Here is a 13,781-nt window from a genome sequence, read left to right on the forward strand (position 1 = left end):
TGACTCTCGCTTTTCTGTTATTTAAACCCATATTTTTCCCGGCGTTGATTAAAGGCACTTTGACCACCTTCGAGAATATTCGCCGCCAGGCGTTGGATCTCCGGCAAATCAATAGCCCCCTGCTGCTCAGGAAGAATACGACCTTTACCCTCTTCCACGCTCAATACACCAATCCACTCAGCATCACCGAACACCGGTATGTTAGCGTTATGCGTGGCAAATAAAAACTGCCGGGAGAGCTTCGCCTTGCGCAGCTCTGTCACTATACGCTCTGCAATAAATGCGTTATCCAGGTTATCTTCTGGCTGATCGAGGATCAGTGGGTCTTGATTTTCCAACAACAATAAATGCAAGACAGCAGTACACTGTTGCCCGGTAGAGAGTTCATCAATATGACGCCAGAGAACACCGCCACCGTCATGCATGACATTCAGCTCAATTTGCATCGTATCCGGTAGTGATAATGCTTCCAGTTCCAGAAGCTGTTTTTCGCTCAAACGTAGCAAAGCCTGGGCGACGGTTGGTGTGATTCCCCACCCGGCATTATGTAAGGCCTGTTCACCAAGACGGATATTCTCAACCAGATTTTCCGGTGTAAAATCATGCTCCAGAACCCAGGCAAGCCGCCGTGGACCAACCCCTTCCAGATTACATTGCTCCAGAAAATGCAACAGAGGTTGACGATCGCCTTCTGGCTGCAAATTGAGCCGCACTTTTTCATCTAGTTTTCTGTTCAGGCGTTTGACTGATTTCGCCAACGCAGCGGAACGTTGAGAACGAGCCTGGATAAGCTCCAGAAGTAATCTTTTTCGCTGCTGGTATAGCTCATCAAGTTGTTTCTGCCGGTTCTCCAGAGCCGTTGCTTTAGGACGAATAGAAGCAATCTGGCGTAACAACGTTTGATAATCTGCACCTATCTGTCGCCCGCTTTTTCCCTGGCTGGCCGGGATATCTTTAAAGGCCTTTTCAAGTTGAGCTTCTTCTGCACCGATTAAACTTGATAGCTCGCTTTGTAAAGGAGTAAGTTCTGCTGATGAACGCTGAACAACCTCATCCAGTTGCTGAACCAGTACCGCCGTCTGCTCCTGCACCCGCTGGAGCACATCACGCTGTTGGAGAAGAAGAGACTGATGCGGCAGAACATTTATCACCGCATCGCTGAGATAAGCAAGATCGGGGAGGCTATCTTTTAACGTCAGAAGAGCATCTTGCACTCTGGACAATTCTTCCTGATGGCGTGAGCTAAGCTGCTTTTCTTTTTCCAGCAAGGGAACGATTTTGAGTTTTTCATCCAGACCAAGTTGTTTAAATTGTTCTGCCTGCTCCAGTAATTTCGGCAGCCGTGCAACTTCAAGTTCCGCCTCCGCCTTTTGCTCCAGAGCACTAAGGATAGTTAGGCGGCTATCTCCGAGACGAGCCAACGCTTTGTTGATAATCACATCAAACTGGTTGTGATCACCTTCCAAAAACCTCTCCACTAAATGATTGCGACTCTGCGCATCACGGGTCATTTCGTAAATTTCGTTCTGCCCGTACAACTCCAGCCCAGGAAGTAAATCATCCGGAGAATAAGGCGAAACATTACCTTCACTGTCCGTTACGATGGATTGTCCACCAAATTTGCGGCTAATGGTAAATGCACGCCCCTGCATTGCAGCAGAGCGGACATTCAGTTGGACCAACGCACCATTCCCCAAGTTACTCTTAATAATTGCGCTGTGCTGCTTTTGTGCCGAATCGCCAAAAGGCTGCTTACCAAGAGCGAAACGAATAGCCTCCAGCAAAGTCGATTTACCTGTCCCACGACCGCCAATAACAGCATTAAGGTGGTCGGAAAAAGTAATATCGGTCTCATCCAGATATCCACCAATAAAACGGATATTTTCAATTGCCGAAGCATAGCTATGCGGCTTATCTGCATTCAGACGTACCCGTGATTCAGGATCTAAAAATGCCTGTTTAAATGAGCTAAAACATGGCCTGGTCATTTTTATCAAGCAAGATGCTCCTGCCGTTTTAATTTCTTCAGGCTGAGCAACATCTGCTGCGTTGATAATGGCAATAGGCCGCTCACGACGATAATCAGGAAGTTTGTTCAGGATGGCTTTCCGGTAAAAATCACCCTCAACCCCTTTTAAGTCATCAACCGTTCCAGGAATCTGCGCCGCCAACAATGCACTTTCTTTCCATATATGGTTCATACGGCATTTCAGTACACCATTATCATTGGTGCTATGCGCTGCAAAAATAAATCCGTCCAGATCATCTACTTTTTCAATGATCTGCACAGCACTGAGCTTTGATGGGGAAATACAGTCTTCGGGATCTTCATATCCCAAATTACTCAAATAACGTTCCAGCTCTTGCACTGTCCGATTTTCATCAAACAAACAAACGAAGTGAATTTTCTCGCTGGAGCAAATCTCAAAACCAGGAAAAACGACAATACCATGTTCATTAAAGAGCTGACGAAGTCTGTCCACCGCATCCACAGCACCATGATCAGCAATACCAACAACCTGAACCCCAGCCTCAAGACAGGCCTCCAGAAGCTGCTGGTTGTAGACCTCTTCGCTGAGTGATTCTTTCCCGCGATACTTGTTATAGCCCGCAGGGTTTACCTGCAAAGCGCACTTAAAAAACTCAGCTTTAGTCCAGTTCACAGACATCGTCAGGCTCCTTATCTTTCTGGCGGTTCACTACTCGTAGCAAATAATACGCTTAAAAACCCTGCATACCGTTGATAAATGTATCAATCACACCACGCACGCGCTCATATACTCGCGCCCGAACGCTTTTGCGCTCCAGAATCTTAGGCGTCCAGGCCAGGGTTTCAGCCACCTCATCTTCACGCGGCATCACGTCGGTAAACAAATAGTTACTCTTCAAACAATGCGACGATCGTGCCATGTGGTGATCTTCCCCATGCACTTCAGGGAGGAAAGGTGCTTCTCAAGCTCATTACGCAGTGCTTCATCTACATGAGAGTAAGAAAAAAACAAGAGTTGTCATAATGGTAAGTTGCTCCAGAGCCGTAACCGTCATTATGGCTATTTTACCTCTGAAACGGAAAAAATCACGGTGGTCGATAGCAAAGGCAAAATGTGTTTTGTCATAAGGCCATATGTCTCAATTTCGCGTATCATAACGGAGTTTTTAAACCCTGACCGTGGAGCCATTATGACCGCCAAAGAATATCTGGGTGACATCATTGGTGGCAGCCTGATGTTGCGTGAGAGCAGAGTCATCGCGGAGCTGCTGATATCCTCACCAAATGATGATCAATGGCATAATGCTATTGTAAATGACAATGTGCTGCAGAAGACCTCAGTGCACAGTGTTAAACGCATGGCTTCAACCCTGCGTAAAAGAATTCAACCGATGGGTGAGGCATTCTGGAGTGAGCTACTAAAGGCCCCTGATGATGCAGCCAGACAAATGTTGCTAATGGCGACCATGTGCCAATCCCCAGTGCTGACCGATTTCATGGCAACGACACTGTCTGATGCCCGACAGATGTTTCGTGAATCATTGCGCAGCGAAGACTGGCAGGAATTTATTCTATCCCGCCAGCGTGCCATTGTCGGCTTGGATCAATATTCCGAAAGCTCAATCCAGAAAATGGGCAACAATGTATTTAAAATCCTCGCAGATAGCGGGTATCTGGAATCAGGCCGCAGTAAAAAGCTGAAAAATGTCTTCCTACTACCCCAGATAAGAGAGTGGGCAAACAGTCTCGACTGCCAAAAAGTCTACGATGTGATGGAGACAGTCAGATGAGAGCGAAACTGGACAGTAAGCCGCAATTGTCAGCTCGTCTGGAACAAATCGAAGACCGGCTTAAAAGTGAAGGCTTCCTGAAGAACCAAGAGCTCGGTGGTGAGATCGGTTTTTATATCTTTGATTACCCACCTCAATTTGAACTTACCGTACGGGAGTATCTGAGATTGACTCTGCCTCGCCTAGCTCGGCAGGGGCTGAATTTCGCTCATCTCAATCTGTTCGAAGAGGTACTGGCAATTTTGCAAGAGCGTAAATTGTTAGATAAAGCTTTTGATCTGGAACGCAAAAAAGGTACCGATGAGCTAGGGAAGGTGCGAACAAGTCCCTGATATGAGATCATGTTTGTCATCTGGAGCCATGGAACAGGGTTCATCATGAGTCATCAACTCACCTTCGCCGACAGTGAATTCAGCAGTAAGCGCCGTCAGACCAGAAAAGAGATTTTCTTGTCCCGCATGGAGCAGATTCTGCCATGGCAAAACATGGTGGAAGTCATCGAGCCGTTTTACCCCAAGGCTGGTAATGGCCGGCGACCTTATCCGCTGGAAACCATGCTACGCATTCACTGCATGCAGCATTGGTACAACCTGAGCGATGGCGCGATGGAAGATGCTCTGTACGAAATCGCCTCCATGCGTCTGTTTGCCCGGTTATCCCTGGATAGCGCCTTGCCTGACCGCACCACCATCATGAATTTCCGCCACCTGCTGGAGCAGCATCAACTGGCCCGCCAATTGTTCAAGACCATCAATCGCTGGCTGGCCGAAGCAGGCGTCATGATGACTCAAGGCACCTTGGTCGATGCCACCATCATTGAGGCACCCAGCTCGACCAAGAACAAAGAGCAGCAACGCGATCCGGAGATGCATCAGACCAAGAAAGGCAATCAGTGGCACTTTGGCATGAAGGCCCACATTGGTGTCGATGCCAAGAGTGGCCTGACCCACAGCCTGGTCACCACCGCGGCCAACGAGCATGACCTCAATCAGCTGGGTAATCTGCTTCATGGAGAGGAGCAATTTGTCTCAGCCGATGCCGGCTACCAAGGGGCGCCACAGCGCGAGGAGCTGGCCGAGGTGGATGTGGACTGGCTGATCGCCGAGCGCCCCGGCAAGGTAAGAACCTTGAAACAGCATCCACGCAAGAACAAAACGGCCATCAACATCGAATACATGAAAGCCAGCATCCGGGCCAAGGTGGAGCACCCATTTCGCATCATCAAGCGACAGTTCGGCTTCGTGAAAGCCAGATACAAGGGGTTGCTGAAAAACGATAACCAACTGGCGATGTTATTCACGCTGGCCAACCTGTTTCGGGCGGACCAAATGATACGTCAGTGGGAGAGATCTCACTAAAAACTGGGAATAACGCCTTAAATGGCGAAGAAACGGTCTAAATAGGCTGATTCAAGGCATTTACGGGAGAAAAAATCGGCTCAAACATGAAGAAATGAAATGGCTGAGTCAGCCGAGAAGAATTTCCCCGCTTATTCGCACCTTCCCTAGCCAAAGCACTTAAAGGACCTCTTGAACAAGGTCGAATTGCTAAGCATCTGATAGATAAAGTGCTTCCGGCCTCGCCTCAATTTGTATTGTTATCAGGTCTTGGCCAATGCTGGCCATTGCTACGTGGTCATAGTTTGCTTAATGCATTACATGCCCATATGGGGGCAATACCATTGGTATTGTTTTATCCGGGCAGTTACAACGGCCTCGAACTTTATCCTTTTGATCTGGACAGCGCAGAAGTGGCAACAGCCAACTACTACCGAGCTTTCCAACTGGTGCCTCACGCATCTAAGTACTGAAATTTAAACTGCTGCCGTAGCTTGTTTTTTGAGAGAATTCAAACCACTAACTTGGCCGCGAAAGAGTCATCACGTTATAGCGAGCAGAAGCGTCTCGCTGTATGATAGAGACGGAATTTTTAATGCAGATAAGAGAGCTGTTTACCAAACAACTGGATCGCCCAATCAATGGTGTGGTGAAAGCCGAGCAGTTGGATGAGCAAATCATCTGGACTGAGCTTGACGAGTATGTGGTGACCCGTGAACTTGACCGCCACCTTCGTCACTTTTTTGAGACCTACCTGCCTGGTGTCAGCCATCCAGATGATCCTAGTGTGGCGGGTAAAATTGGGATTTGGGTATCGGGTTATTTCGGTTCCGGTAAATCTCACTTTATAAAGATCCTCTCTTACCTGCTCGGTAACAAGAAAGCTGTTAACAATGGCCAAACAAAAGCTGCCATCGAGTTTTTCAAAGAGAAAATCAGCGATCCCCTTCTTTACGGTGATATCCACGCTGCAGTTAACCGCAATACTGAAGTAATTCTCTTTAATATCGACAGCCGCGCAGATACTGAAGACAAAGAAGATGCCATTCTCAAAGTTTTCTTGCGCGTCTTCAATGAGCGCCTGGGATATTGCGCTGACCATCCTCATATCGCACATCTGGAACGTGAGTTAGATTCCCGTGGCCAATACGAGCCATTCAAAGCAAAATTTGCTGAACTCACGGGCTCAAGCTGGGAAGAACAGCGTGATGCCTATGGTTTCTGTCGTGATGAAATGGCAAAAGCCTGGGCCTATGCTACCGGCCAGTCAGATGCCTCATCGGTGCAGAGTATGGAAAATCTCGAATCCATGTTTACTCTCGACATTGCCAACTTCTGTAAATGGGTGCGGGAGTATCTCGATCGTAGCGATCCATCTGGTGACAGTAAACGCATGGTCTTTCTGGTAGATGAGGTCGGACAGTTTATCGGCAACAACACCCAGATGATGCTCAAACTGCAGACGATAACAGAAAATATCGGTACCGCTTGTGGAGGCAGAGCTTGGGTAATCGTCACTTCACAAGAAGATATCGATGCCGTACTAGGAGATCTTAGCGCTAAAAAAGGCCAGGACTTCTCCAAGATCCAAGGGCGTTTTCACACAAGGATTTCCCTCTCCTCGTCCAATACCAATGAGGTAATACAGAAACGTCTGCTCGAAAAAAGTGAAGACGCTAAAAACTGCCTGGCAGAATTGTTCAGTCAAAAAGGCGACATTCTTCGCAACCAGTTGACCTTTGATACCAGCACTACAGCTGAGCTTGCTAACTACAGTGATAATGTTGAGTTTGTTGATCACTACCCTTTTATTCCCTATCAGTATCTGCTGGTACAAAAGGTCTTCGAAGCAATCCGCAAAGTGGGGGCTACCGGTAAACATCTCTCCCGTGGTGAACGTTCTCTGCTGGATGCATTCCAGAATGCCGCACGCCAGCAGATGAACAAAGATATCGGTGTATTGGTGCCTTTCCATGCCTTTTATCCGGCAATCGAATCTTTCCTCGATACCAACGTTAAACGCATCTTCGAACAAGCGGCTGAGAAAGCAAGCCTCGATCCTTACGACATTAATATTCTTAAATCGCTGTTTTTAATCCGCTATGTCGATCTGATCAAATCCACCATTGATAATCTGGTCACACTCTCTATTGAAGAAATAGATACCGATAAAGTGGCACTGAAAAGCCGAATCGAAGCCAGTCTACAGCGTCTTGAAAACCAGCTATTGATTGTCAGAAATGGCGATGAATACGTATTCCTGACTAACGAAGAAAAAGAAGTCGAGCAGGAGATCAAACACACTCAGGTTGAAGCAACTGAAGAGAACCGGCAACTGGCCCGGTTGGTGTTTGAAGAGGTAATGGGCAATCGCCGTCAGTATCGCTATCCGGTAAACAAGCAGGATTACCCTCTGACTCGCTTTTGTAACGGTCACTCTATAGACGGCAGCCAACAAACAGATCTGGTGCTCAAAGTCATTTCCCCACTGGATGCCAATTTTGACAGTTATAACGAACAATCCTACAAGGCACTGAGCCAAGAAGGGAATGGTTGTATTCTGGTACGCCTGTCGAGTGAGAAGCGGATCTGGGCTGAATTTGATACTTGGTTGAAAACCGAGAAGTTCCTGGCAGGGATACGAGGTAAACGACCTGAGCAAGAGAAATTGCTGGCAGAAAAAGCACTCGAAAACACCCAGCGTCGCAGCCGTCTGAAATTACTATTCGATGATCTGGTGAAACAAGCACAGATATTCGCACTAGGTAATGAGCTGCAAAGTAAATCGGCTAGTGTCAGCAATATGCTTGATGAAGCTTGTGCCTACGTAATCGAAAACTCATTCCAAAAGCTCTCTTTACTACAAAGCTGTGGTAACAACCCGGTGCAAGAGCTGAAGTCGGTGATCATGGCCGATGACATGGCACAGCTAAATATAAATCTCGGTGAACAAGACCCCAATGCTGCTGCAAAAAAGGAGATTGAACTCTTTTTAAATGTCGCAGATGAAAAAAATCAGCCGGTCTACCTTAAAGAATTGTTAGAGCGATTCAGTGCTCGTCCCTTCGGCTGGAACCGTGACGAAGTAATGCTACAGGTGACTCATCTGGTCTTGCTTGGTAAGGCTGCGCTATCTACACCGAATGGTGATTTGCCCCTCAAACGCAGCTACGAACATTTTACCTCGGTACGTAGCCACAGCACACTGCGTATTCGTCGAGTACGTCAGCATACAGAACAGCAAGTAGCTAAAGCGGCTAAACTGGCGAAAGATATTTTTAATAAACCCTTCGAGAGCAGCGAAAAAGAGCTGGCGAATAAGCTTCTTGACGTACTAGGCGAGTGGCAGCGATTAATTAAAGAATTTGATTTTAAAGCTAAAGATGGGAATTGCCCTGGCAAAAGCACCCTGCTTACCGGCAGTCGATTGATCGCCAGCCTGCTTGAGCTGGGCAACAACAGTTATGCCCTAATCGATGGACTCTGCCAGCAGAGCAACGAATGGCAGGATTTTGCCGAAGATTTTGAAGAAGTCGAGGAGTTTTTCACTCGTCAGTTTGATATCTGGCAACAGTTGCGTCGAGCCCTCAACGATCAATTCAAATCCAATCGCCATGCACTGGAGCAAAACCCAGAAGCGGCTAAAGCATTATCTGCACTGCAGGCTATCTACGATGATAAATCCCCGTATAGCAAACTGCGCCAGGTGGGATCGTTAATTGATCAACTCATCGCCATTAACCTGCAACTGGTAGAACAGAAACGTGCCGCGGCTTTGGAAGCGATCAATGCAACCCAGCAAGGTGTTGCACCGCTGGTTACTGACTTACCAGCTGAGTTACAAAACCAGGCAATGCGTCCCTTTAATCTGTTAAAAGAACGGGTCAGTAACAGCTTATCCTTACATGAGATTGTTAGCCTGCAACAAGAGGCTGATGATGAAGAAGATAAGGTCTTAGAACTGATCAACCGCTACAGCGCCGAACTTCAAGCTCGTCTGGAAGCGGAGCAAGCCGCAGCACGGAAAAAAGCGGCTGAACCGCCTAATAGCGATGCGGGTACTTTGCGAGAACCGGATCCATCAGGCTCGCCAACTACTATTGCGAATAACTCTGCTGCGACAGTGGTTAGCCACAAACCAATACCTAAACCTATCGAACTGGTTTCACCCGCAGAATTACTCGGTGCCAGCCATATCTTTATAGAAACGGAGCAGGATATCGACACCTATCTCGCGACACTTCGCAGCCGTTTACAACAGGCAATAGGTCAGGGTAAAAGAGTGCGGATCAAATAGTGTTGCGCCCAAAAGCAAGGATGTAAAACGCTCGGCCCCTTTTCTCATCAAAAGGGGCGTAAAGAGTGCTTCGAACACAACCATACGGGAAGAGATAAAACATGTACCAAACCGGTGGCACCATCGAAACGCTGCTGAACAAAGTTGAACAGCATGAATATATTTTGCCTGCAATCCAGAGAGAATTTGTCTGGCGGCCAGATCAAATCTGCCAGCTGTTTGACTCTCTACTACAAGGCTACCCGTTTGGTACCTTCCTGTTTTGGAAAATTAAAACTGAGAATCTGCGTCAGTATCAATTTTATGATTTTATGCGTGACTACCACCAGCGTGATCAAGTCCACTGTAAAAAACTAGATATCATCGGTGAAAATGATCGCATCGCGGTTCTAGATGGCCAGCAGCGAATGACAGCACTAAACATCGGGTTACGCGGTTCCTATAGTTGGAAAACTCAGGGTAAATGGTGGTCCAGTGCAGACGCCTTTATCGAACGTCGCCTCTATCTCAATCTTTTTGAATGCACAGACCCTGACAGCGGAACTCGTTATGAGTTCGAGTTCTTGAATGAGGATGAGGCAAGCCACAACGATGAACAACACCATTGGTTTTTAGTCTCCCGTATTCTCGGTATGAATGCCTATGACGTAATGATGTCAGTCATGGAAATGAAAATGCCAGATGAACGCAAACCAGCAGCAGGTAAAGTGATTTCCCGTTTTCATGACATCATTCACAATAAACCTTTGATCAGTTACTACCTGGAAGAAGGTCAGGAGCTATCCAAGGTTCTCAATATCTTTATCCGTATGAATAGTGGCGGAACAACACTCTCCTATTCAGATCTACTGCTCTCCATCGCCGTAACGCAATGGAGCACGCTGGATGCGCGTGATGAGATTCACAAGCTAGTAGATGAAATGAACCAAATAGGTAATGGTTTTTCCTTTAGCAAGGACCTGGTGCTCAAAGCAGGTCTGATGCTGAGTGATATCGGCAGCGTTGGGTTTAAAGTCGAGAACTTTAGCAAAGAGAACATGCGCAAGCTGGAAGATAATTGGGAATGCATCCGTAAAGCTTTACTTCTTGCAGTCAATTTACTCAGCAGTTTCGGCTTCAACAGTTACAATCTGGGAGCAGACAGTGCCCTACTCCCCATAGCCTATTACCTCTACCATCGAGATCTGGATAACCGCTACCTATCCCGTAGCGAGTATGCTGCTGATAGGCAGGGGATCAGAGGTTGGCTAATTCGCTCTATCCTTAAACAATCCGGTATTTGGGGAAGTGGTCTTGATACGCTTCTGGCTAGCTTGCGAAGCAAGATCAAGGAACATGGTCAGCAAGAGTTTCCTTTGATAGAAATATCGATTGCAATGACAGAACGTGGCAAGAGCTTACGCTTTGATGAAGAAGAGCTACAGTCGTTGGTTGAACTCGACTATGGTAACCGTCGAACTTTTGCCTTGCTATCTCTGCTCTTTCCGGGACATGACTTCTCCCATCACTTCCATGTTGATCACATATTCCCTAGAGCCCGCTTTACCAAAAGCCAACTGAAAAAGATAGGGATGACCGATGAAACACAGATTGAAGAGTGGATGATCATGGCTAACCGGCTACCTAACCTACAGTTGTTAGAAGGGGGCCAGAACAATGAAAAACGTGAGAAGTTACCGCATGAATGGTACGAAGTGATGTGGCCGGAGCCAGCTGCCCGTGCCAATCATCTTCACTTACAGGCAATCGACTCACTTCCAGAGACTTTGGCTGGATTTGAGGCGTTCTATCATAAGCGTCGTGAAATATTATTGGCGCGTTTACGTCACCTTCTTAGTGAACCTCTTACGGCATAATTTCTTTTTCAGGTGAGTTACAACTCATCCAACATTGTATTCTGAATGGTGGGATACCGCCCGGATAAACTAATTTGTGAGCCTTAATGAACACTGCCAATTTAAAAAAAATAGCCCCTCGGGCTCGTACAGCATTTATCACAGCGATCAAAGCACGCGCTGCTGAATTTGGAATCACTGCCAAGGGCCATATTGAGCCGGTAATTAGCGGTGAAGTTTTGCAAGTTGCTGGATTTACCCATCCAGCCAGTTGTGCCTCTGCCCTTAAGCGCCTGCAACAACAGCTTGCAAACGATAGCTATGAGACTTTAATAGAGCATGTCGCATACACTTGGTTTAACCGCTTCTGTGCCATCCGCTTTATGGAGCTGAAAAGCGAAGAGGGATATTTAGAACACGGTGTACGTCTGCTATCACACCCTTCTCAGCCACAGGGTTTTGAAGTGTTGGATCGCGCCCCTGAGGTGATCGATTCCCTGATAACAGAAGGTGTGGCTTTGGATAAGCCCGCTCTGTTGGACTTGTTACTGGCAGGTAATGAGCAGGAGACTCTCTTCCGTGAGCTACTTCTCGGCCAATGTCACCGACTGCATCAGGCAATGCCATTTTTGTTTGAAGCCATTGATGATGAAACAGAACTCCTGTTGCCTACAGGCCTTACCCGCACTGATGCCTTCTGGCGCGAACTGGTAGATGAGATCCCAGAACTTGACTGGCAGCAAGTAGAGGTTATCGGCTGGCTTTACCAATTTTACATTAGTGAGAAAAAAGAGCAGGTCATTGGTAAGGTGGTCAAATCCGCAGATATTCCTGCCGCTACTCAGCTGTTCACGCCTAACTGGATAGTACAATATCTGGTGCAAAACTCGGTGGGACGTTACTGGCTGCAAACCTATCCTGAGTCCACACTCAAAAGCACGATGCCCTACTATATCGACCAAGGCGAGCAGGCTTCCGAGGTAGTGGCACAACTGGCTGAACTTACAACCGCCAGCATCGAACCTGAATCAATACGCGTACTCGATCCAGCCTGTGGGTCCGGCCATATTCTGGTGGAAGCCTATAATGTGCTCTATCGAATTTATGAAGAACGCGGTTATCGGAGCCGCGAGATCCCAGTGCTAATACTTAAGAATAACCTCTTTGGACTCGATATCGACGACCGCGCTGCACAGCTGGCGGGTTTTGCTTTGCTAATGCGTGCCCGTCAGGATGATCGTCGTCTGTTTTCTCGTAACAATGGTTGTGATATAGACCTGAATATTTACGCCCTACAGGAAAGTCGACACCTCAACATTCAGAAACTTTGGCAAGCACTTAATCTCAATGCTGATGCGCAGCATGGCCAGACTCAAGATCTACTTACAGTAGCCCAAGCTACAGATGACCCCCGTCTGACGCTTCTAAAAGACCTGCATCAGCGTTTTCTTAATGCCAAAACACTGGGTTCCTTAATTAGTATATCTACTGAACAAGCCTCAGCTATTGAGGAGCTCTATTCCACGATTCAGGAACTCAGCAAAAATGGCGATAATATGCAACGACCTGAATCTAAAAAACTATTACCGCTGCTAGCACAAGCTCGCCTACTAGCTAAACGCTATGATGCGGTGATTGCAAATCCACCGTACATGGGCAGTAAGGGGATGAATGCGGATCTGAAAGAGTTCGCTAAGAAGCAGTTCCCTAATAGCAAGTCAGACCTGTTTGCCATTTTTATCGAACGAAATCTGGATTTAACCAAAGAGTCAGGTGTGGTAGCGATGATCACCATGCAAAGCTGGATGTTCCTTTCTTCATACGAGTCATTGCGTACCCGAATTTTGAATCAACACACTATCCTGAGTATGACCCATCTTGGGGCAAGAGGATTTGATAGTATTGGTGGAGAAGTCGTCTCAACTACTGCATTCGTATTAGGAAATTTTCACCTTTCAAGCTATCAGGGCACTTATCTCCGTTTAGTGGATGGAAACTCTGAAGCAGAAAAAGCAGCCATGTTTAAAGCAGCTATTGCTTAAAGAAATAGGGCTTAAGCAGATAATGTCAAACTCTAACCTCCACAAATTGACTCGCGCCGAGTTAGCCGACATCTATGAAAAATTGGTGCTCTATTACGAGCAGCACCAGGGGCTAACATCTGAACTGTTATCAACCCAGGTTAAAGGATATCGCAAGTTAAAGAGTGGACTTAGTCTACAAATCCAGCCTTTCTCGACTGAAAAAGAGCTGGCGACATCAACCCTACCTACTGCAGATAACAAGCAAAATCTGATCTGGTTCCATAACGCGAAGAGTAACATTTTAAAGAGTATTTTTTACCATCTGCGAAATGCAGCTGCTCATGCCGATATTGAACGAGTTGCAGGAAATCCAATCTGGTATCACATTGAACATCGTTATAAAGGCCAGCTAAAACTCTTCTGTCAAATGAAAAAGACTGACTTCTGGTGCTTTGTTGATACAGCTAAAAATCTGAAAAAAAAAGCAGTAGCAAAACGAAAATAGGGA

The 13,781-nt window shown here is 46.8% G+C and carries 9 protein-coding genes and 1 pseudogene; 8 read left to right on the forward strand and 2 right to left on the reverse strand.

The genetic code is table 11. The features are described from left to right. Window positions 1-17: 17 nt before the first annotated feature. Window positions 18-2,669, reverse strand: coding sequence for a TrlF family AAA-like ATPase (locus H7R56_RS21615; RefSeq protein WP_182928404.1), 2,652 nt, complete (start codon window positions 2,667-2,669; stop codon window positions 18-20). Between the two features lie 52 nt (window positions 2,670-2,721). After that, complete coding sequence (locus H7R56_RS21620) at window positions 2,722-2,910, reverse strand: hypothetical protein (RefSeq protein WP_171862386.1); 189 nt, start codon at window positions 2,908-2,910, stop codon at window positions 2,722-2,724. A 270-nt stretch (window positions 2,911-3,180) separates the two neighbouring features. On the opposite strand from H7R56_RS21620, the gene H7R56_RS21625 reads away from it, so the two are divergent. The 8 genes and pseudogenes from H7R56_RS21625 to H7R56_RS21660 all read left to right on the forward strand — a co-directional run bounded on the left by H7R56_RS21625 (window position 3,181) and on the right by H7R56_RS21660 (window position 13,778). Next, the gene (locus H7R56_RS21625; RefSeq protein WP_094760991.1) at window positions 3,181-3,780 is read left to right on the forward strand and encodes a DUF1819 family protein; all 600 of its coding nucleotides are present in this window, start codon (window positions 3,181-3,183) and stop codon (window positions 3,778-3,780) included. Then, window positions 3,777-4,112: a DUF1788 domain-containing protein gene (locus H7R56_RS21630; protein WP_227674724.1), complete on the forward strand. Its 336-nt coding sequence runs from the start codon at window positions 3,777-3,779 to the stop codon at window positions 4,110-4,112. Before H7R56_RS21625 ends, H7R56_RS21630 begins: the two co-directional genes overlap by 4 nt. A 45-nt stretch (window positions 4,113-4,157) precedes the next feature. Further along, window positions 4,158-5,138, forward strand: a complete 981-nt coding sequence (locus H7R56_RS21635) for an IS5-like element IS5 family transposase (RefSeq protein WP_000019402.1) — start codon at window positions 4,158-4,160, stop codon at window positions 5,136-5,138. Between the two features lie 158 nt (window positions 5,139-5,296). Continuing rightward, window positions 5,297-5,590, forward strand: a pseudogene (locus H7R56_RS21640) (BREX protein BrxB domain-containing protein); the annotation flags it as partial. 122 nt (window positions 5,591-5,712) lie between these two features. After that, complete coding sequence (gene brxC, locus H7R56_RS21645; protein WP_099433763.1) at window positions 5,713-9,414, forward strand: BREX system P-loop protein BrxC; 3,702 nt, start codon at window positions 5,713-5,715, stop codon at window positions 9,412-9,414. A 101-nt stretch (window positions 9,415-9,515) separates the two neighbouring features. Then, window positions 9,516-11,270 carry a DUF262 domain-containing protein gene (locus H7R56_RS21650; RefSeq protein WP_079805578.1) on the forward strand — a complete coding sequence of 585 codons (1,755 nt, stop codon included), beginning with the start codon at window positions 9,516-9,518 and terminating at the stop codon, window positions 11,268-11,270. An 86-nt stretch (window positions 11,271-11,356) separates the two neighbouring features. After that, entirely contained in the window at window positions 11,357-13,291 is a 1,935-nt protein-coding gene (gene pglX / locus H7R56_RS21655; RefSeq protein ID WP_023280806.1) for a BREX-1 system adenine-specific DNA-methyltransferase PglX, read from the forward strand. 22 nt (window positions 13,292-13,313) lie between these two features. After that, window positions 13,314-13,778 (forward strand): hypothetical protein, encoded by a 465-nt coding sequence (locus H7R56_RS21660; RefSeq protein ID WP_137675670.1) that lies wholly within the window; start codon window positions 13,314-13,316, stop codon window positions 13,776-13,778. Window positions 13,779-13,781: the final 3 nt, after the last annotated feature.

This window comes from Klebsiella sp. WP3-W18-ESBL-02 (assembly GCF_014168815.1).
In the GTDB taxonomy this organism is placed as follows: domain Bacteria; phylum Pseudomonadota; class Gammaproteobacteria; order Enterobacterales; family Enterobacteriaceae; genus Kluyvera; species Kluyvera ascorbata_B.